Here is a 19,105-nt window from a genome sequence, read left to right as displayed (position 1 = left end):
GATGGCGGTGTTCTGCTGGGCGTTGCGTGCGTTGTTGAGTCACTGGCGCCGTCACCCGGTGCAGTTTTTCAGTGTGCTGACCGGCCTGTGGCTGGCTACCGCATTATTGACGGGCGTCCAGGCGCTCAACAGCCAGGCACGGGACGGCTATGCGCGCGCCAGCCAATTGATCGGCGGCGAACCGCAGGCCAGCCTGAGCGCACCGGATGGTGCCGCCTTCCCCCAAGCGCTGTTTGCGCAGTTGCGCCGCGCCGGGTGGCCGGTGTCACCGGTGGTGCAGGGGCGGGTGGTACTCAAGGGGCATGAAGCGCAACGGCTGCAATTGATGGGCATTGAGCCGGTATCGTTACCCGGTAGCGGCAGCGTGGCCGGGCAGCGCTTGAGCCAGGCGCAGATGCTGGCGTTTTTCCAGGCGCCGGGGCGTACCTGGGTTGCCGCGCAAACCTTGGAGGCGCTCGGTTTGCACGCAGGCGAACAACCGCTGACGGCCAACGGGCAGCGCTTGCCGCCATTGCAGGTTCAGCCGGACATGGCCCCCGGTATGCTGCTTACCGATATCGGTTTTGCCCAACCCTTGCTGAACATGCAGGGGCGGTTGTCGCGCTTGCTGCTGGACAACGCCTTCGCCGCTCGCCATCCCCAAGCGCCTGCCGGGTTGCAACTCAAGCAGGGCGAGGACAACAACCTCTCACGTCTCACCGAAAGCTTTCATCTGAACCTCGACGCCTTGGGCTTTTTGTCCTTCGTGGTCGGGTTGTTTATCGTGCACGCAGCCATCGGCCTGGCCCTGGAACAACGGCGGGGTTTGTTGCGCACTTTGCGTGCCTGCGGGGTCAGTGCGCGAATGCTGATCCTGAGCCTGGGTGTCGAACTGGGCGTTCTGGCATTGCTGGGCGGTGTACTCGGGGTCGCCAGCGGTTACCTGCTGGCCAGCCTGTTGCTGCCGGACGTCGCCGCCAGCTTGCGCGGCCTGTACGGAGCCGAAGTGGCAGGTCAACTGAGCTTGAGCCCGGGGTGGTGGCTTGCAGGGCTGGGCTTGAGCCTGCTCGGCGCCTTGCTCGCAGGGGCCAGCAGCCTGTGGCGTGCGGCGCGTTTGCCGTTGCTGGCGCTGGCCAATGCACAAGCCTGGCATGAGGCCCACGGGCGCTGGTTGCGGCGCCAGGGTTGGGTGGCGGTTGCGGCGCTGCTCATTGCACTGCTGGCCCTGGAGTTGGGCAACAGCCTGGCCGCCGGATTCGTGCTGATGGCGGCCTTGCTGCTGGGCGCTGCACTGGGTTTGCCGGTGTTGCTCAATGCGCTGTTGAACGGCGTGCTGGGGCGCAGTCGTTCGGTACTGGGCCAGTGGTTCCTCGCCGACTGTCGCCAGCAACTGCCAGCCTTGAGCCTGGCACTCATGGCGCTGTTGCTGGCCCTGGCGGCCAATATTGGCGCAAGCTCCATGACCTCGGGTTTTCGCCAGACCTTCAACCACTGGCTGGAACAACGCCTGACCGCCGAGCTTTACCTCAACCCGCAAAATCCGGCTCAGGCGCAGCAACTGCACACATGGTTGGCACAGCAGCCGTTGGTGCAGGCGGTGCTGCCCAGCTGGCAGGTCGCGGTGCAGTTGCAAGGCTGGCCGGCGGAGCTGTTTGGTGTGGTCGACAACCCCACCTATCGTCAGCACTGGCCGTTGCTGGAGGCGACGAGCACACCCTGGGACCGCTTGCTGCAAGACGATAGCGTGATGCTCAGCGAGCAGTTGGCGCGGCGCTTGAACGTGCGCCTGGGCGACAGGGTTCAAGTCCCCACCCCGCAGGGCACATGGGCACCGGAAATCGTCGGAATCTACGCCGACTATGGCAACCCCAAGGGCCATCTGCTGGTCAACGCCAAGCACCTGTTGGCTCATTGGCCGACGCTGTCACCGGTGCGATTCAACCTGCGCGTGGCGCCCCAGGATGTGCAGCCGCTGGTGGGTGAAGTGCAGCGCGAGTTTGCCCTGGAAGACAGCCGTATCGTCGATCAACAACAACTCAAGGGGTGGTCCAGCCAGGTCTTCGAACGCACCTTCGCCGCCACTGCTGCGTTGAACAGTCTGACCCTGGGTGTGGCGGGCGTGGCATTGTTCATCAGCCTGCTGACCCAGAGCCAGAGTCGCCTCGGGCAACTTGCGCCGTTGTGGGCGCTGGGGGTGACACGCCGCCAACTGATGCTGCTCAACCTTGGCCAGACCTGGCTGCTGGCGGTACTGACGCTGGTCCTTGCGTTGCCGTTGGGGCTGTTGCTGGCGTGGTGCCTGGATGCGGTGATCAACGTCCAGGCGTTCGGCTGGCGCCTGCCGTTGCAGGTATTCCCCGGGCAGCTTGCACAGTTGATGGGGCTGGCGTTGCTTGCGACATTGCTAGCCTCGGCCTGGCCGCTATGGCAGCTCTACCGCAGCCGCCCGGCGGATTTGTTGAGGACCTTTGCAAATGAAGATTAAAGCGTTGGGGTGGGGGGTGTTGCTGCTGCTGTTGAGTGCCTGTGACAAGCCGCCTGCACCCGAGGAAAGCTTCGCCGGGCTGGGCAGCGATGCGGCGGAGTTTGCCCAAGTGGCCCCTGGTAAAGTCTTCAGCTTCCCCGAAGATCACGGCCCGCACCCAGGCTTTCGCATCGAATGGTGGTACGTCACCGCCAACCTCAAGGATGCCCAGGGCAATGTGTTCGGCGTGCAATGGACCTTGTTTCGCAACGCCGTGAATGCCGGGCCGATGCAGCAAGGCTGGCGCGACTCCACCATCTGGCTCGGCCACGCCGCCGTCACCAGCGCCACCCACCACTACGCCGCCGAACGCTTCGCCCGTGGTGGCGTCGGCCAGGCCGGAGCGCAAGCGTTGCCGTTCAACGCCTGGATCGACGACTGGAACTTCGCCACCCGCCCAGGCGCCACTAGCGCTCTGGCCGATATGCAACTCAAGGCCAGTGGCGGGCAATTCGCCTACGACCTGCAACTGACCTCCAGCCGCCCGTTGGTGCTGCAAGGCGACAACGGCTACAGCCGCAAATCCGACCAGGGCCAGGCGTCGTACTACTACAGCCAGCCGTTTTTCAACGCCACCGGCAGCATCAGTATCGACGGCCAGACGTACGAAGTCAGCGGCTCGGCCTGGCTCGACCGCGAATGGAGCAGCCAACCCCTGGCCGCCAGCCAGACCGGCTGGGACTGGTTCTCCCTGCACCTGGACCGGGGCGCGCAACTGATGCTCTTTCGCGTGCGAGACAAAGACGGCGGCGGGTACCTCACCGGAACCTGGATCGACGCCCAGGGCCGCACCGAGACCCTGCACAACGCAGATATTCAACTGGCGCCGCTGACCAGAACCGAGATTGACGGGCGCAGCATTCCCACGCGCTGGTCGCTGAAGATCCCCGGCAAACACCTGGACATCACCACCGAGGCGGTCAATCCGAAAGCGTGGATGAACCTGGGGATTCCCTACTGGGAAGGGCCGGTGAAGTTCGAGGGTGGGGTGGGGTATTTGGAGATGACGGGGTATTAGGGCGTCTTCCGTAGGCGCTTATCTTTTGCTGTGTAGGCAACTTCCCAAACGTATTGTTTGACCCCCGCCTGCTTGTGTCCGGGCTGTAGGCGCTTGCTTATATTTCGATGCCATCTTCATGGCATTCGAGATGTAAGGCATGGCGCAGGCATACCTCAACGACCGCACCACGGACTACCTCAGTTTGAAGTCCAGGCTAATGGGTGGGGCGTTGAATCGGCAGCGCTCTGATCATTTCGATGTGTTGAATCGGCACCTGCGCCATAAGCTGGTGACGCCAGGACAGTTGGTGATTATTCCTGATAATTACAGCGTAACTTGCAGTGCCGAAGAAGCCTGGTTGATGCGCTATGCCGAGGAAATTCACCGAGGACTGGCACTGGATGCGTCGGCTGGGCCAGCAGTGATCAATGACTATGACCTGCTGCAGAGCCTGTTGGGGTATGGCTCGATAGGCGTGGGGGGTGCGACATCTGCGTGGGGGCGACATCTGGATGAGGTGGTGCTTACGCTCGAGTCGATTGAACAGTTACATCAGCGGTTGAAAGGGGGTGGCTTGGACCGGGTTGAGTTTGTTCGACAACGGCAGATGCTGTTCGGGAACCTGGATAGGCAACTGCAAGGTGCAGCGCGGTTTGGGACAGGGCTGAGGGGGAATCAGTCATTGAAAAAGGTGCTTGGCGTTTCAACCAAGAGCTACCTGCATAAAGGCGAAATAGCAGGGTATGCACAGCGGATCGGGGCAGTTGCGCAGGCTTCGAAATGGCTGGGGAATGGGACTTATGTGGGGCTGGCTATGGATGTAGGCGTGGCGGGTTTGGAAATCAGGGAGGCGTGTGTGGTGGGAAGGGAGGTGCAATGCAAAAGAGCGAAATATGTGGAGACGGGGAGGTTGATGGCTGGAGTATTAGGCGCTGCTCTTGTGGGCAAGCCTGCTGCAAATATTGCTCGCAGTGCATGCCGGATTGCATTAGGTATTTCACTGAAAGGCAACGGTGAACTGGCGTGTGGAATTATCGGAGGGGCTGTTGGCGGGTCTGCGGGAGGCTCTTTTTTTGGTGAGGGTGGTGCGTTTGTAGGCGGAAGAGTCATGGAAATCGACGGCGATCTGATATTCCAACCCGAGGGGACATAACGATGTCCCCTTTTCTTGTATATACCATTGTGTGGCTCGCTGGGTCGGGTGTCGTCTTGGGACTGATAGTGTTTGCTGAATACGCAAAGCTGGATGAGCTGGAAAGTTACTTCAGTGAGAACGAGAAGGTTCGTCTACATAAGCGTTTCTGGAAAAGAAATCGGATGATCGACAGGTATCATCGCATGAGCCTGATGGTCGATATCCTGTCAGGGCCTAAGGCTTATCTCAAAGCCGGCCTTGTGACCGAAGCTGAGCTGGCATCTGTTCCCTTGACGCTGAGGCGCTGGGCTTTGTGGCCGTATCGCCTCGCGAGTATTTGTATCATCCAAATGGTTGTATGGGAGGTTTGGCGCAGGTGGTGCGATATCCCAATTCCATAGAAGGAGGGCTCACTCGCGTAACAAGCCAGGAGCACATATTTTGTTAAAATACTGTACATAAATACAGTATTGTCCTACAGTCCATCCCAGGTGACCGGATGTCACCGGTCACCTGAGCTTCAATTTTTTAACTATGGATGGATAAAAAATGAAATCGAAAAAAGCCCTTATGCTAGGCGCGGCCATGATGGCCTCCTGCTTTGTTTCGGCCTTTGCCCTGGCCGAGCAAACCCCTCCCAAGCTCAGTGCGCAGACGGTCAAGCAGGCCGTGGACAAAGCGTTGAAACAAGGTGGCACAGTAGAGAAGGCCATTGTCTCGGACGCACTCAAGCAAAAGCTCGATGCAGCCAAGGCCGGCAAGCCCAAGGTGTCAGCCGTCAAGGCAATTGCCAGTAATGCGGTGGTTGATGCCAAGGTAGGCGAGTTGGTAAAGCCCGATCAGGCGAAACTCAAGGAAGCGGCGGTTGCTGCCTTCACTCCGCTGTTTCCAACTCTGGATATCAACACCCTTTACACGCTGACCGGGGTGGAGACCGGCGCGCAGATCGCCTACCACTTCAACCTGCCGAAGAATGCGCGAATTCAGGTGCAGTTGTTGAACCAGAGTGTCGGCACCGACATGTCGCTGACCCTGTTCCACGATGACGGGCAGGGTAATCTGACCCCGTTGGGCACGTCTGATAACGCCGGCAATGCCGATGAGTACCTCAACGGTGTATTGCCGGCCGGTGACTACTACTGGTTCATGGTGGCCAATGCCGCGAGCAACTCGCAGTTCAGCTTCGGCGTGGCGGTAGACAGCAACATTGATGCCTACGAGCCCAACGATACCGAGCAAACCGCGTTTGCCCTGCCGGATGCGCTGAACCAGGTAACCGGTAACCTCGACAGCGTCAATGATGTGGATTACTTCTCCTTCACGTCGCTGCGTGGCCAGGGTGTCGGCATGTTCCTGGGTGATGATGGTGCGGGTACGCGCAACCAGTGGATCTTCGAGCGTTTCGACGGTAATAACTGGGTAGTGATTCAGCCGGATTCCACCTCCACCTATCCGAACCTGACGCCGGGCTACACGGTCAAGGTACGTGTGCGGGCGAACCCGGCGGTGGCGTTGAACCCTCAGGCCCAGTACAAGTTGACCCTGGGTTCGGCGCCTCGCTTGAACCAGCACAACGTGAACGGCGATAACGTAGTGCGCATTCCCAGCTCGATCTTCCAGCTGGCCACCCAGGCAGCCCGCAATCTGAGCTGGAGCACCCAATGGTCGGACAGCACCGGTGAGCCATTGCGCGGGGTCACCCCAGTGCTGCGGGTCGACAAGCACTTTGGTGCAACTTACAACTGGGTCAACTATGAGGCCAAGACCGGCATCACGGGTGCAGCTTCGGGCAATGTCGCCTTGGGCACTTGCTCCGGCGACTATAAAGTGCGGTACCCGGACAGCGCGTCGGGCCAGACCTACAACTGGGAAACCTGGTTCAACGAAGGTGGCTGGCGCATCGAGCTCAAGGAGTTTCCGGGTGTGGGCGTAGGCGGCAATATCACCCAATACGTCAGCCTGGGCCACATTTGCAGCCAGACCATCGTGCGCTGATTGATCTAGGAATGTGAAGCAGGGGGCAGTCCATCTGGGCTGCTCCCTTTTTTTGTGGCCGGCTCCCAATGCAGCGTGCCAAACAGGTAATCCATCAACGGCAGCACGATATTGAAATTGCGCCCCTGCATCAGCTCGCGACGGTGATGCAGGGCGTGCAGGCGATGCATTTGGCGAATCCACGGCAGGCGCGCCACCGGGTGTTCAGCGGGTAAGTGTTCGCAGGCGTGGAACACCTCGTAGAGCAGGTAGCCGAGGATCATGCACCCGGCAAACAACCCCGCCACGTTGGGGTTCAGTTGCTTGAGCAGCCACCAGCCGGGAAGGGTGATGGCCAGGCTGTGCAATACGATCAGCCAGGCGGGGAACAGGATGACGCGCCAGTCACGCGGGCTGTCGTAGGTCATGTGGCCGGGCGTGAAGAAACTGTGGTGATCGCCGGTGTGGCGCGCGTAGAACAGCCGGGCGAATGAGTGTTTGTGATGGCCGAGGTGACGGTGCACGAGGTAGATGCACAGGTTGAAGAACACCAGCGTCAAGGGCACCGTCAGCCACTGCAGGGCGGTGATCTGTGCGGTGGAGGACCAGGCCAGGATGATACAGGTGATGCCGTAGCCGAGGACGAACGCGGCGTGTAGCCAGGGGTTGTAATGGCGACTCACGTTTGCGCGGTAGCGGTTGCGGAACGTTTCGGTGAGATGGGGCATGGCGGGCTGCTCGCTGTTTTTGTTCGAGATTGAGCTTAGTGGGTGGGGAGGAATGTGCGAGCTTTTACTGGGGGCATGGGTATTTACACAACTTTGGCGTTACGCCGGACCTGTGGGAGGGGGCTTGCTCCCGATGGCGGCCTCGGGGCCGACCAGGATGCTGGATCAGACCGAGTACATATCCGTTATTTGGGTAACGGCTGATATTGGTTCCGCTTTTACAGCGGGTCACTTTGGAAAAAAGAGCCCCAAAGTAACCAAAGGGCTCTTGCCCCACCACTCGGCACCTCGCTTAGGCTCGGTGTGCCCGTAATCCGCCATGGATTTGGGGGGCCGCCGCCACGCGCCATCCATGGCGCGGGGCGGCTAAACCGGCATCCCTGCCGGTTTACCCCCCAAATCCCTGTCGAATTCCGGCCAGCGTGGTTTAACGGGGCGCCTGAGATCAAAAGCAGATCAAGATCAAGAGCGGCTCGCTTCGCATCGTGGTTACCGTCGGTTGCTATCAAGTTGTGCAGATACCCATGCTCATCGGGGTGTAGCCCTCCCACAGTTTTAATCGGCGGTGAACTTGAAAATGGTGTTCTGGATATAGGTTTGCCCTGGATTCAAGCGAGTTGAGGCAAAGCCGGGTTGGTTAGGCGCATCCGGAAAATGCTGGGTCTCCAGGGTAAACCCGCTCCAGTGCTGGTACGTCTTGCCACCTTTGCCCTTCACCGAACCATCCAGGAAGTTGCTGGTGTAGAACTGCACCCCAGGCTCACTGGTGTAAAGCTGCAAGCGCCGCCCCGACTCAGGGTCATGCACCTGGGCAGCAAGCTGCTTCACATCACCTTTGGTATCCAAGGCCCAGTTAAAGTCGAACCCGCCTTGTTTCGGCTCGGCAAATTTGAGCTGCGGATGGTCCGCCTTGATGTGCTGGCCAATAGGCGTGGGCTTGAGGAAGTCCATCGGTGTGCCCTTGACCGGAGCCAGCTCACCGGTGGGGATCAAGGTGGCATCCACCGGCGTGTAGTGGCTGGCGTGCAAGGTGGCGACCTGCTTGAGAATGTCGCCGTTACCCGCGCCGGCGAGGTTGAAGTAGCTGTGATTGGTGAGGTTGAGTACCGTCGGTTTGTCGGTGGTGGCCTTGTAGTCGATGTGCAGTTCGTTCTTGTCGTTGAGGCGGTAAGTGACTTCGGTCTTCAGGTTGCCGGGGAAACCCATTTCACCGTCCCTGGACAGGTAGGTGAGGGTGACGCCCACCGAATCCTTGTCCTTGACGGGCTCGGCGTGCCACACCTGTTTGTCGAAGCCCTGGGCGCCGCCATGCAGCGAGTTGGGGCCGTCGTTGAGCGGCACCTGGTAGCGTTTGCCGTCGAGTTCAAAGGCACCGCCGGCCAGGCGGTTGCCGAAGCGGCCGATGGTTGCGCCGAAAAATGCAGTACCGCCTTGATAGCCTTGCACGTCATCGAAACCCAGCACTACGTCGTCGAGCTTGCCGTTTTTGTCAGGCACCTTCAGCGACTGCAATACACCGCCGTAGGTAATTACCGTGGCTTGCATGCCATGGCTGTTGCGCAACACGTACTGTTCGACGGCGGTGCCGTCATTGGTTTTACCGAAAGGCTTGTGCTCGCTGGTAAGGCCGGCGGCGTGAGCGCCGCCGCTGGCGATCAGCATGGACAGCGCCAGACCGGACAACAGGTATCGAGGGTGCTTCATGTCGAACTTCCTTTTGTTGTTTTTGGGTTGAATAGTTCTACTAATGTGAGATATTTCACCGGTTATCCAGCAGATTTATAGCCTTTAACGCCGATTTCGTAAAATAAAATAAGACTAATTGATCGAGGCACTACGTTATGAGTACTGAACACGCCATTTATCCCGACCTCAAGGGCAAGAGCGTATTGATCTCCGGCGGGGCGTCAGGGATTGGCGAATTCATGGTGCGGGCCTTTGCCGCCCAGGGTGCCAAAGTGGCGTTTGTGGATCGCGCGCAAAGCCAGGGTGAACGCTTGGCGGCGCTGCTGAACTCTAAGGGCCATACCGTCGAGTTCGAGTGCTGCGATATCACCGATGAGATTGGCTACGGTGCGGCAATCCGGCGCTTCGAGCATTCCCTCGGGCCGATCACGGTGCTGGTCAACAACGCGGCAAATGACGTGCGCCACAGTCTGGAAGAAATCGACTCGCAAATGTTTGACCGGTTGATCGCTGTCAACCTCAAGCACGCCTTCTTTGCCGCAAAGGCGGTGGTGCCAATGATGAAAGAGGCGGGTGGCGGCTCGATCATCAACCTGGGTTCGGTCGGCTGGATGATGGCTTCTGCCGGCTACCCGGTGTACGCCGCCAGCAAGGCTGCCGCCCACGGCATGACTCGAGGCCTGGCGCGGGAGCTGGGGCCGAGCCATATCCGCGTCAACACACTGGTGCCGGGCTGGGTGATGACGGAAAAACAATTGGCCATGTGGGTGGATGATGCGGCTCGGGAGTTGATCGCCCGTAGCCAGTGCCTGCCTGGCAGTGTGATGCCGGAACACATCGCCAATATGGCCCTGTTTCTGGCCTCGGATGCCTCGGCGATGTGTTCGGCGCAAAACTTTATCGTTGACGGCGGCTGGGTGTAGAAACACGGTTCCAAAAAATTGTGAAGATCGCGAGTGGGAGGGGGCTTGCCCCCGATAGCGGTGGGTCAACCCACATCAATGTTCGCTGGGCCGACGTCATCGCAGGCAAACCAGCTCCCACATTTAGATCCTGGGGTGTCAGGTAGAGATGCGCCGGCTGTCAGGCCGTCAAGGGGGCAAGCCCCCTCCCACATATGAACTGCGATGCTTAGGCGATTGGGTAGCGTTTGAACGCCGGATGCTGTTCCAGGCGTTCAGCATGGCGCTTCAGGTTGGGGAACGCATCCGCCTTCACCACCGACGCCACGGTGAACTGGCTGAACGACCAGGCGACCGCTGCTGTAATGGATGCCTGGGTCAGCGCTTCACTGTCTGCCAGTTGCTTGTCCAGCAGGGCATAGGCCGCCAGCAATTGCCCACTGACGCGTTCGATCCATGGTGCATGTAACTTTTCGGCTGGGCGCAGGTTGTGTTCATAGACGATCTGCACACTCTTTTCACAGGCGGCAAGGGCCAGTCCGAGCAGTTGCAGGTCGTGGGCGCGTGCTGCCGGTTGTTGGGGCAGCAGCTTCTTGTCAGCCGGCGCCAGTGCTTCCAGGTAATCGAGGATCAGGCTCGAATCCATCAGCACCGTCCCGTCGTCCAACACCAGGGAGGGGGCTTTGACCACGGGGTTGATCTGGGCAAATTGCGCGTAGGTGCTGAACACCGACAGCGGTTCATGCACAAACTCCACCCCATACAAGTCCAGGGAAATCGCCACGCGGCGTACGTAAGGCGAGTCCAGCATTCCGACCAGTTTCATGCAGCCTCCATTGCTTTCGCGGTGTGATTGGCTGACGAGATTAAGGCTTCATGATCAGGGTGCGCAATGCTTGAAGGGGCGGTCGCTACATTGAACTGCGGGCCGCCCCGGGCGGTTGCCCGGTGATGCGCTTGAACGCACGGCTGAACGCCGCCTGGGAGGTGTAGCCGAGGCGTTGCGCGACGGTTTCGATGGGCATGCGCTCCAGGCTCAGCCACTGCGTGGCCAGGCGCATGCGCAGTTCCGTAGCGTAGCGCAACGGCGGTATGCCGAGGATGGCCTGGAAGCGATCGGCAAATACCGAGCGCGAGGTATGGCACTGCGCGGCCAGTTCCGCCACGCTCCAGTCGCGGCCCGGTTGCTGGTGTAGGGCGAGGAGGGCGCGGGCCAGGCGTGGGTCGCGTAGCGCCGCCACCAGGCCCGAGGCGTTGCCACAGGCGCATTCGACCCAGCCGCGTACGATCATCGCTGCCACCACATCGGCCAGGCGCGCCAGGATGCCGGCAAAGCCGATGCGGGCCGTGGAGACTTCCCGTTCCATCACCGCCAGGATCGGCATCAGGCCGGGGTAACGCTGGCCCCCTGCATTGATCAGCATCAGCGCCGGCATCAGGTTGCCGAGCCCCTGGATACTGCCAAGTTCGAACTCCATGCAGGCACTGAACAGCAAGGTGCTGGGCGTCGCATTAGGGGAGGCATCCACGGCGCAGACCGCATCCCCCAACGGTGCACTGTCGAAATCGCCGATATCGTGCACACCGGCGCTCGCATCGGATAACAGTGCATGCGCGCCACCATGGGCAATGAATACCGCATTGCCCGCCGACAGCTCGAAAAGGTTGCCGTCCTCGCCGCGCAAGGTCGCATGGCCGGCCGCGAGAAAGTGGAAATAGGCGTGGCCGGGCTTGGCGTCAAAGCCCATGCCGAAGCTCGGCCCGGCCTGGATGCGGCGGTACTGCACGCCCCGCAGGCGCATGCCGCGCAGCAGCTCATTGATCAGGTCGGAAGACAGGGTAAAAGCATGCGCGGCAGTCATGTTCGGGGTTTCGGTCAAAAACTCAAGGGTTTGCATCATAGATCATCCTGGCGGGCAAACCTAGACTGGCTGCCTTGCCAATGATCCGAGGATGACCTGTGATGAATGACAATGCAGCCCAAGCCCCTGCCGGGATTGTGACGGAGCCGGCCTGGCTGGCGGTGTTTTCTTTGGCGATGGGGGTGTTCGGCTTGCTGACGGCGGAGTACCTGCCGGCCAGTTTGTTGACCCCCATGGCCTTGGACCTGGGTGTCTCGGAGGCGCTCGCCGGCCAGGCCGTGACGGTGACGGCAGTGGTGGCGTTGTTTGCCGGTTTGCTGGTGCCCGGCCTGACCCGAAGCATCGACCGGCGCGTGGTGCTGCTGGGGTTCTCCACGCTGATGATCGCCTCCAACCTGCTGGTGGCGTTGTCTTCCAGCCTGACCGTACTGCTGTTGATGCGCATCCTGCTGGGCATCGCCCTGGGCGGTTTCTGGAGCATGGCGGCGGCGGTGGCCATGCGTCTGGTGCCGGCGGCTTCCCTGCCACGGGCGCTGTCGATCATCTTCAGCGGGATTGCGGCGGGTACCGTGGTCGCCGTGCCGCTCGGCAGCTACTTGGGTGGCCTGTATGGCTGGCGCAGTGCGTTTATCGCGGCGGCTGCCGTGGGTGCGGTGACCCTGGCGTTCCAGGCGTTCACCCTGCCGCGCCTGGTGCCCAATGGTACCGCGCGCCTGCGTACCGTGCTGGAAGTGCTGCTGCGCCCGGGTATCGCCATGGGCATGTTCGGTTGCGTGCTGGTACATACCGCGCATTTCGCATTGTTCACCTATATTCGCCCGTTCCTGGAAAGCACCACCGGCGTCGATACCCAAGGGCTGGCCCTGATGCTGCTGGGCTTCGGCGTGGCGAATTTCGTCGGCACCTTGCTCGCCGGTTGGCTGCTGGTGCGCCACCCGCGTGGGACGTTGGTGTTGATGCCGGTGCTGGTAGGCATTGCGGCGCTGGCCCTGGTCTGGCTGCCGGTGTCATTGCCGGGCCAGGCGTTGCTCCTGGCGCTGTGGGGCATGGCGTTCGGCGGTGTACCGGTGGCATGGTCCAATTGGGTCGCCCGTGCCGTGCCGGACCAGGCCGAAAGTGCTGGCGGCATGGTGGTCGCTTCGGTGCAGTCGGCGATTGCCGCAGGGGCTGCCGGTGGCGGGTTGATGTTCAGCGTCAGCGGCATTGGTGGGGTATTTGTGGGTGCGGGTGTATTGATGTTGCTCGCGGCCTTGCTTATCGCCCTGCGCGTACAGGTGCCTCGACAAGACCGGGATGCCGGTGTGACGCACCACCCGTCTTTGGTTTAGTCTGGAACGCTTCGTTGATCACAATCCCTGAGGAGCAGTGGCATGGCTGACTATCTACCCCCAAAGGTCTGGACCTGGGACACCGAGAGCGGCGGCACCTTCGCCAGTATCAACCGGCCCATCGCGGGTGCTACCCACGATAAAGAGCTGCCGATCGGCAAGCATCCGCTGCAGCTGTATTCCCTGGCCACGCCCAACGGGCAGAAGGTCACGATCCTGCTTGAAGAGTTGCTGGCCCTCGGGCACACCGGCGCCGAGTACGACGCCTGGCTGATCAAGATCGGCGACGGCGACCAGTTCGGCAGTGGCTTCGTGGCGGTGAACCCGAATTCGAAGATTCCGGCCCTGATGGACCACAGTGGTGCCACGCCGATTCGGGTATTCGAGTCCGGCGCGATCCTGCAGTACCTGGCCGAGAAATTCGGCGCGTTCTTGCCCAGCGAGCCTGCGGCCCGGGCTGAATGCCTGTCATGGTTGTTCTGGCAGATGGGCAGCGCGCCCTACCTGGGGGGTGGCTTCGGGCATTTCTATGCCTATGCGCCGAGCAAGATGGAGTACCCGATCAACCGTTTTGCCATGGAAGCCAAGCGCCAACTGGATGTGCTGGACAAGCGCCTGGCGGTGAGCGAGTACATCGCCGGCGATGAGTACACCATTGCCGATATCGCCATCTGGCCCTGGTACGGCGGGCTGGTCAAAGGCCGCTTGTACGGCGACTCGGCGGAGTTTCTCTCGGTGCATGAATACAAACACGTGCTGCGCTGGGCCGACGCAATTGACGCCCGGCCGGCGGTGCAGCGCGGGCGACGGGTGAACAGGGTGTCGGGTGAGGAGCAGTTGCCCGAACGGCATGACGCGAGTGACCTGGACTGATTCAGATCCAGTGTGGGAGGGGGCTTGCCCTCCCACATTTGGATCTCCTTAGCTTCGGTTTACTTGTAGCGCTGTTCGAATACCGCCACCTGCTCAGGTTTGATCAGTTCAAACGGCACCCACACTTCGGCTTCAATCGGTTCGCCCTTGATCATCTTGATCGCCGCTCGAACCGCCTGGGTCGCCTGGGCCTTGGGGTCCTGGAACACTGACGCAGCAAGCAGCCCACGCTTGATCGCCGCCAAACCATCGGGCAAACCGTCGATGCCGACGATCGCAATCTGGCCCTTGGCCTTGCCCGCTTGCTGCAATGCCATGGCCGCACCGATTGCCATTTCATCGTTGTTGGCCACGATCGCATCAAACTGCGTGCCTGCCAGCAGCCAGTTGCTGGTCAGGTCCATGCCTTTGTTGCGTTGCCACTCGGCGCTTTGCTGCTCGACGATCTTGATACCGGGAAAGTCCTTGAGCACCTGCCTGGCGCCCTCGGTGCGGTCGTGGGTGGCGTTCTGCGCAAGGTCGCCCATGATGATCGCCACGTTGCCCTGGCCGCCGAGTTTTTCCGCGAGGTAGCGCATCTGCAATTGCCCAGCCTCGATGTCGTTGGACGCCACCGTAACCACGCCCTTTGGCAGCGTGCGTTCATCCGGGTGGCGGTTGACGTACACCAGTGGCGTCTTGGCCGCCACGGCGGCGCGGGTGATGTTGGCAGTGGCAGCCGTGTCGACCGGCAGCACGATCACCGCATCGACTTTCTGGTTGAGAAAACCTTCGACCTGGTTGAGCTGGCGCACGACATCGCCCTGGGCGTCTTCGAACTGGATCTGCACGTCCTGCTGTTTCGCTGCGGCCTCAAGGCCGCTACGTACATAGGTCATGAAGTTATCGTCGACCCGGGCAATGCTCACGCCAATGCGGTACGCGGCGAAAGTCCATTGGCTGAACAGCACCAGCAGCGCGGCCACTAGCAATGAATAACGATGCATAAGGGTGTTCCTTTTATTGTTATAGGGTGAATGCCTGGCGGAAGCGCTCCAGGGCCAATTCGCTGGTGCCGCTGGCCCAGCCCTCCAGGCCTACCACGCCGGTGTAGCCCATGGCGTGCAACGCGCGGGCAATCGCCGGGTAGTGGATTTCGCCAGTGCCGGGCTCCTTGCGCCCGGGCACGTCGGCCACCTGGATTTCACCGATGGCGCCGCCGGCGCGCTGGATCAATTCGATCAGGTTTCCTTCGCCGATCTGCGCGTGGTACAGGTCCAGGTTCATCTTCAGATGCGGGCTGCCCACGGCTTCGATCAGGGCCAGGGTCTCGTCGGCGCGGGCGAACGGCGTGCCGGGGTGATCGACGGCGGTGTTGAGGTTTTCCAGCAGGAACACACGGCTGGCGTCTTCCCCCAGGCGCGCGATTTTTTCCAGGGTCTTGCAGGCGCTCAGCCACATGCGTCCGGTGGTCTGGCTGACCGGCTGCACCGGCAAGCCGCCGTCGCCCAGGCCGGTGCCGTGCAGGTTGAGGCTGGGGCAATTGAGGCGCTCGGCGATGCCCAGGGATTCGCGGGCGCTGTCGAGCAGTTGGCGGCTGCCTTCGGGGTCGGTGAGGGTGCCGCTGATGTAGCCGGTCATCGAGGTGAAGTCCGCGCCGGTCGCGGCCAGGGCGTCGATGTCCTTGTCGGTCCAGCTCCAGATTTCGGCGCTGAACCCAAGGGCGTGGATACGTTTGACCCGTTCGATGAAGGGCAGGTCGAGAAACACCATCTCGGCGCTGACGGCTAATTTGAACGGCATCATGGGCGCGCCCCTTGCACGGCCACAGACTTGCCGGTTTCGTACGACTCGATGCAAGCGCGGGCAATTGCCAGGGCTGCGCGCGCATCCTCACCGCTGGCCAAGGGCTTGGCGCCGCTGCGCAGGCAGTCGACAAAGTGGTTGAGCTCGGCAATGTAGGCTTCGCGCAGCAGGTCAGTGTCCATTCGTTGGGTGTCGGCCTGGATGCCCTCGGCCAGGTAGCGCACCAGGTCGCAGTCATTGAGGCTGCCCATGCTCAGCATGCCTTGGCTGCCGAACACTTCACCGCGCACATCGTAGCCATACACCGCCTGGAAGTTGGCCTCGGCGGTGGCGATGGCGCCGTTGTCGAAGCGGATCGTGACCACGGCGGTGTCCAGTAAACCCTGGCTTTTGTACGCCGGTGCGATCAGCGCGTCGGCCATCACATGCACCTGCACCGCTTCGGCGCCGGGGTTGAGGTAGCGCAGGGTGTCGAAGTCGTGGATCAGGGTTTCCAGGAAGATCACCCATTGCGGCGAGTTGGCAGGGTTGTTCAGTGCCGGGTCGCGGGTCAGCGAGCGCAGCAACTGCGGCGTACCGATGCGGCCGGCGGCGACATCGAGGTGCGCGGTACGGAAGCTCTTGGCGAAACGCCGATTGAAACCGACCTGCAACGGCACGCGGGCGTCGGCGGCAGCGGCGATGGCGCGATCGGCTTCATCCAGGGTGATCGCCATGGGTTTTTCGCAGAAGATACCCTTGCCGGCGCGGGCGGCGCTGATCACCAGTTCGGCGTGGCTGCGGGCGGGGGCGGCAATGAGTACGCCGTCGATCTCCGGGTCGTCCAACAGCTGTTGCGGGTCGGTGTAGACCTTGTCCACCCCCAGCTCTGCTGCCAGGCGTGCGGCCTGGCCTGGGGTAGGATCGGCGATGGCGGCGAGGCAGGCACCGGGGATGTGGCGCGCCGCCGTAAGGCCGTGGAAGCTGCCCATGCGACCGGCACCGATCAAGCCCAGGCGGATATTCTGTGTACTCATGAAGTGACCCCTTTTTATTGTTGGCCCGCAGGACAGTCCTGGCTGGCATAGAGGTAAGAGCAAGGGGTGTGCCAACTCATAACTAACTGATTTTTAATAGTTTATTAAAATCAGTAAACAAAATGTGTTCATTCAGATGACATGTATATACTGACATGTCAAAAATATGAACATGGATACCTTGATGAGCCTCACATTCAGCGTGCAAGACCTCGAATACCTCACGGCCCTTGGACCTGATGCGCTGAATGACGGACCCGTCGCTGCGTTGGAGCAGGGCTGGCGAGCGTGTCTGTCCGGCCAGGTCGAACGCCCGGCCGAGGTGCGTCAGGTCATCTGGGATTCGTGGAGGCGCAGTCTCGAGGCAAGGATCGATCCCGATCACAGCCACTACCGTTTCGTGGCCGCCCAAGCGCTGGCGGCAACCCTGGCCAATCACCGCGTACTGATCGCCGCTGCCGCGCAGGTCATGCACGGCTTGCTGGCCTATAACCCACGCGGCCATATCAACCTTACCGATGCCGAGGGCACCACCCTGTATTTCTGCGGGCTGGACATCACCCCGGTGGGCAGTCGCCTGTTGGAATCGGTACAGGGCACCAACTGCACCGGGCTGGCGCTGGCCGAAGATCGCCTGATGTACGTGTTGGCCGAGGAGAACTTCGCCGGCGCCCTGCGCCAGCGCCGCATGCACTGCGCCGCTGCGCCGATCAAGGATGCCCAGGGCCTGACATTGGCCATGCTCACGCTGACCGCCGAGCCCGGCTGGTTTCATTTCCATACCCTGGGCACCGTCCAGGCGGCAGCCGAAGCGGTGTCGCGGCAGATGGCGCTGCAGGTGTTGCTGGAAGAACAACAAGCGGTGCTCGAAGTGCTGAACGAAGGCTTGGTGGTGCTGGACGAGCATGGCTGCATCAAGGCGCTCAACCGTTATGCGCGGCAGTTGTTCGGGGTGGGGCTGGAGCTGATCGGCAGTCCGTTCCAGCGCCTGGGGCGCAGTGAGTTGAGCGACGCGCTGGGTGAGCCGGTGCGTGACCTCGATTGCACCTTTGAGCTGCACGACCGCAGCCCGCTCGCCTGCCTGGTCTCGGTATGCCCGCTGGAGCAGGGCGGGGTGATCGTGTCGGTGCGCGAAAACCGCCGCATCCGCGAAATCACCCGGCGCCTTATCGGTACTCAGGCGCGCTATACCTTCGACACCATCCAGGGCACCTCACGGGCGATCCAGGACGCGCTGCACCTGGGGCGCATCGCCAGTCGCGGCGACGCCACCACCTTGGTCCTCGGCGAAAGCGGCACCGGCAAGGAGCTGTTTGCCCAGGCCATTCATAACGCCAGCGAGCGTTGCAACGGCCCGTTCGTGGCGGTCAACTGCGGCGCCATCCCCCGGGACCTGGTGCAGAGCGAACTGTTTGGGCATGTCGAAGGCGCGTTCACCGGCTCGGCGCGAGGTGGGTCGGCGGGCAAGTTTGAATTAGCCGATGGCGGCACCATCTTCCTGGATGAAATTGGCGACATGTCCTTCGATGCCCAGGTCAGCCTGTTGCGGGTGTTGCAGGAGGGGGAAGTGACCCGCGTGGGCGCGAAAAATTCGCGGCCAGTGGACGTGCGCATCATCGCCGCCACCCATCGCAACTTGAGCCAGGCAGTGGCCGAAGGTGCGTTTCGTGAGGATCTTTACTACCGCCTCAATGTGTTGAACCTCACCGTGCCGCCGTTGCGTATGCGCCGCGAGGATATCCCGCTGTTGGCACGGCATTTCCTGCAGCGCTGTGCGCGTTCGTTGCGTAAGCCAGTGCAGGGTTTCTCGCCGGAGGCGCTAGCGCTGCTGTCAGCCCATGGCTGGCCGGGCAATGTGCGTGAATTGGAAAACGCCATCGAGCGGGCGACCAACCTGGCGATGGGGGAGTTGATCCAACCGGCTGACTTGCCGCTGGAAACCCAGCAGCGGGCGATGCCGCCTCTTTACCAGCCCCAGCCCGCGCAGGATCTGAGCAGCCATGAACTGCATGCCATCGTCGCTGCATTGAACAACACGGGCGGCAATATTCGCCTGGCCGCCCGGCAACTCAACGTGTCGCGGGGTGGGCTGTACAACAAGATGGGTCGGTTTGGCTTGGATGCAGGGGATTTTCGCGGGCGGTGAATGATTGCCCGTGTGCAGATTAAATGTGGGAGGGGGCTTGCCCCCGATGGCGGCCTGACAGCCGACCAGGATGTTGGATCAGACCGAGTACATATCCATTCCTGCGGTAACGGCTACTTAGGGTTCCGCTCTTACAGCGGCTCACTTTTGGAAGGACCGGAATGCCG

General features: G+C 61.4%; 16 protein-coding genes. 9 read left to right on the top strand and 7 right to left on the bottom strand.

Annotated features, from left to right (window positions below):
• The first annotated feature begins 1 nt into the window (after position 1).
• The 5 genes from E4O98_RS12060 (at position 2) to E4O98_RS12040 (ending at position 6,633) form a co-directional block, all read left to right on the top strand.
• Positions 2-2,464 carry an FtsX-like permease family protein gene (locus E4O98_RS12060; protein ID WP_248135508.1) on the top strand — a complete coding sequence of 821 codons (2,463 nt, stop codon included), beginning with the start codon at positions 2-4 and terminating at the stop codon, positions 2,462-2,464.
• Positions 2,454-3,521, top strand: coding sequence for a lipocalin-like domain-containing protein (locus E4O98_RS12055; RefSeq protein WP_148853575.1), 1,068 nt, complete (start codon positions 2,454-2,456; stop codon positions 3,519-3,521). The genes E4O98_RS12060 and E4O98_RS12055 overlap by 11 nt, the downstream gene beginning before the upstream one ends.
• Before the next feature lie 139 nt (positions 3,522-3,660).
• On the top strand, positions 3,661-4,656 hold the full coding sequence (locus E4O98_RS12050; RefSeq protein WP_032880414.1) for a hypothetical protein: 996 nt from the start codon (positions 3,661-3,663) through the stop codon (positions 4,654-4,656).
• 2 nt (positions 4,657-4,658) lie between these two features.
• Positions 4,659-5,039 (top strand): hypothetical protein, encoded by a 381-nt coding sequence (locus E4O98_RS12045; RefSeq protein WP_032803630.1) that lies wholly within the window; start codon positions 4,659-4,661, stop codon positions 5,037-5,039.
• Positions 5,040-5,187: 148 nt separating this feature from the next.
• Positions 5,188-6,633: a hypothetical protein gene (locus E4O98_RS12040; protein ID WP_103733848.1), complete on the top strand. Its 1,446-nt coding sequence runs from the start codon at positions 5,188-5,190 to the stop codon at positions 6,631-6,633.
• A gap of 5 nt (positions 6,634-6,638) precedes the next feature.
• On the opposite strand, the gene E4O98_RS12035 is transcribed toward E4O98_RS12040, so the two are convergent.
• Both E4O98_RS12035 and E4O98_RS12030 read right to left on the bottom strand, forming a co-directional pair.
• On the bottom strand, positions 6,639-7,340 hold the full coding sequence (locus tag E4O98_RS12035) for a sterol desaturase family protein (protein WP_248135175.1): 702 nt from the start codon (positions 7,338-7,340) through the stop codon (positions 6,639-6,641).
• Between the two features lie 555 nt (positions 7,341-7,895).
• Positions 7,896-9,044 (bottom strand): aldose epimerase family protein, encoded by a 1,149-nt coding sequence (locus E4O98_RS12030; RefSeq protein WP_248135172.1) that lies wholly within the window; start codon positions 9,042-9,044, stop codon positions 7,896-7,898.
• A gap of 137 nt (positions 9,045-9,181) precedes the next feature.
• Here E4O98_RS12030 and E4O98_RS12025 point away from each other — a divergent pair, with 137 nt between their 5' ends.
• Positions 9,182-9,949 (top strand): SDR family oxidoreductase, encoded by a 768-nt coding sequence (locus E4O98_RS12025; protein WP_032880421.1) that lies wholly within the window; start codon positions 9,182-9,184, stop codon positions 9,947-9,949.
• Between the two features lie 208 nt (positions 9,950-10,157).
• On the opposite strand, the gene E4O98_RS12020 is transcribed toward E4O98_RS12025, so the two are convergent.
• Positions 10,158-10,754 (bottom strand): glutathione S-transferase family protein, encoded by a 597-nt coding sequence (locus E4O98_RS12020; RefSeq protein ID WP_032880423.1) that lies wholly within the window; start codon positions 10,752-10,754, stop codon positions 10,158-10,160.
• An 85-nt stretch (positions 10,755-10,839) separates the two neighbouring features.
• A complete protein-coding gene (locus tag E4O98_RS12015; protein ID WP_050549438.1) occupies positions 10,840-11,826 on the bottom strand; it encodes an AraC family transcriptional regulator in 987 nt (328 codons plus the stop codon).
• Positions 11,827-11,891: 65 nt separating this feature from the next.
• Between E4O98_RS12015 and E4O98_RS12010 the strand changes: the two genes are divergently transcribed.
• Positions 11,892-13,118: an MFS transporter gene (locus E4O98_RS12010; RefSeq protein WP_032880424.1), complete on the top strand. Its 1,227-nt coding sequence runs from the start codon at positions 11,892-11,894 to the stop codon at positions 13,116-13,118.
• A gap of 42 nt (positions 13,119-13,160) precedes the next feature.
• Positions 13,161-13,991 carry a glutathione-dependent disulfide-bond oxidoreductase gene (yghU, locus tag E4O98_RS12005; RefSeq protein WP_217882239.1) on the top strand — a complete coding sequence of 277 codons (831 nt, stop codon included), beginning with the start codon at positions 13,161-13,163 and terminating at the stop codon, positions 13,989-13,991.
• Positions 13,992-14,050: 59 nt separating this feature from the next.
• Here yghU and E4O98_RS12000 read toward each other — a convergent pair whose 3' ends face one another.
• From E4O98_RS12000 to E4O98_RS11990, 3 genes are read right to left on the bottom strand one after another with little or no spacing between them, the layout of a single operon-like run.
• Positions 14,051-14,977, bottom strand: coding sequence for a sugar ABC transporter substrate-binding protein (locus E4O98_RS12000; RefSeq protein ID WP_103735493.1), 927 nt, complete (start codon positions 14,975-14,977; stop codon positions 14,051-14,053).
• A 19-nt stretch (positions 14,978-14,996) separates the two neighbouring features.
• The gene (locus E4O98_RS11995; protein ID WP_223018451.1) at positions 14,997-15,776 is read right to left on the bottom strand and encodes a TIM barrel protein; all 780 of its coding nucleotides are present in this window, start codon (positions 15,774-15,776) and stop codon (positions 14,997-14,999) included.
• The gene (locus tag E4O98_RS11990; RefSeq protein WP_248135169.1) at positions 15,773-16,792 is read right to left on the bottom strand and encodes a Gfo/Idh/MocA family oxidoreductase; all 1,020 of its coding nucleotides are present in this window, start codon (positions 16,790-16,792) and stop codon (positions 15,773-15,775) included. Before E4O98_RS11990 ends, E4O98_RS11995 begins: the two co-directional genes overlap by 4 nt.
• A 184-nt stretch (positions 16,793-16,976) precedes the next feature.
• Between E4O98_RS11990 and E4O98_RS11985 the strand changes: the two genes are divergently transcribed.
• A complete protein-coding gene (locus E4O98_RS11985) occupies positions 16,977-18,938 on the top strand; it encodes a sigma 54-interacting transcriptional regulator (RefSeq protein WP_248135167.1) in 1,962 nt (653 codons plus the stop codon).
• The last annotated feature ends 167 nt before the right edge of the window (positions 18,939-19,105 follow it).

This window comes from Pseudomonas sp. W2Jun17 (genome assembly GCF_023127795.1).
GTDB classification, from domain to species: Bacteria; Pseudomonadota; Gammaproteobacteria; order Pseudomonadales; family Pseudomonadaceae; genus Aquipseudomonas; species Aquipseudomonas synxantha_A.
Note: the sequence above shows the minus strand (reverse complement) of the source record. Positions and strands in the feature narration are given on the sequence as shown.

What these genes read in the sequence shown, in the direction of transcription:
- E4O98_RS11985 (WP_248135167.1), top strand. Translation starts at nt 16,977, where the DNA reads ATGAGCCTCACATTCAGCGTGCAAGACCTCGAATACCTCACGGCCCTT.
- E4O98_RS12050 (WP_032880414.1), top strand. Translation starts at nt 3,661, where the DNA reads ATGGCGCAGGCATACCTCAACGACCGCACCACGGACTACCTCAGTTTG.
- E4O98_RS12035 (WP_248135175.1), bottom strand. Translation starts at nt 7,340, where the DNA reads ATGCCCCATCTCACCGAAACGTTCCGCAACCGCTACCGCGCAAACGTG.
- E4O98_RS12030 (WP_248135172.1), bottom strand. Translation starts at nt 9,044, where the DNA reads ATGAAGCACCCTCGATACCTGTTGTCCGGTCTGGCGCTGTCCATGCTG.
- E4O98_RS12015 (WP_050549438.1), bottom strand. Translation starts at nt 11,826, where the DNA reads ATGCAAACCCTTGAGTTTTTGACCGAAACCCCGAACATGACTGCCGCG.
- E4O98_RS11995 (WP_223018451.1), bottom strand. Translation starts at nt 15,776, where the DNA reads ATGATGCCGTTCAAATTAGCCGTCAGCGCCGAGATGGTGTTTCTCGAC.
- E4O98_RS12010 (WP_032880424.1), top strand. Translation starts at nt 11,892, where the DNA reads ATGAATGACAATGCAGCCCAAGCCCCTGCCGGGATTGTGACGGAGCCG.
- yghU (WP_217882239.1), top strand. Translation starts at nt 13,161, where the DNA reads ATGGCTGACTATCTACCCCCAAAGGTCTGGACCTGGGACACCGAGAGC.
- E4O98_RS11990 (WP_248135169.1), bottom strand. Translation starts at nt 16,792, where the DNA reads ATGAGTACACAGAATATCCGCCTGGGCTTGATCGGTGCCGGTCGCATG.
- E4O98_RS12020 (WP_032880423.1), bottom strand. Translation starts at nt 10,754, where the DNA reads ATGAAACTGGTCGGAATGCTGGACTCGCCTTACGTACGCCGCGTGGCG.
- E4O98_RS12025 (WP_032880421.1), top strand. Translation starts at nt 9,182, where the DNA reads ATGAGTACTGAACACGCCATTTATCCCGACCTCAAGGGCAAGAGCGTA.
- E4O98_RS12060 (WP_248135508.1), top strand. Translation starts at nt 2, where the DNA reads ATGGCGGTGTTCTGCTGGGCGTTGCGTGCGTTGTTGAGTCACTGGCGC.
- E4O98_RS12055 (WP_148853575.1), top strand. Translation starts at nt 2,454, where the DNA reads ATGAAGATTAAAGCGTTGGGGTGGGGGGTGTTGCTGCTGCTGTTGAGT.
- E4O98_RS12000 (WP_103735493.1), bottom strand. Translation starts at nt 14,977, where the DNA reads ATGCATCGTTATTCATTGCTAGTGGCCGCGCTGCTGGTGCTGTTCAGC.
- E4O98_RS12040 (WP_103733848.1), top strand. Translation starts at nt 5,188, where the DNA reads ATGAAATCGAAAAAAGCCCTTATGCTAGGCGCGGCCATGATGGCCTCC.
- E4O98_RS12045 (WP_032803630.1), top strand. Translation starts at nt 4,659, where the DNA reads ATGTCCCCTTTTCTTGTATATACCATTGTGTGGCTCGCTGGGTCGGGT.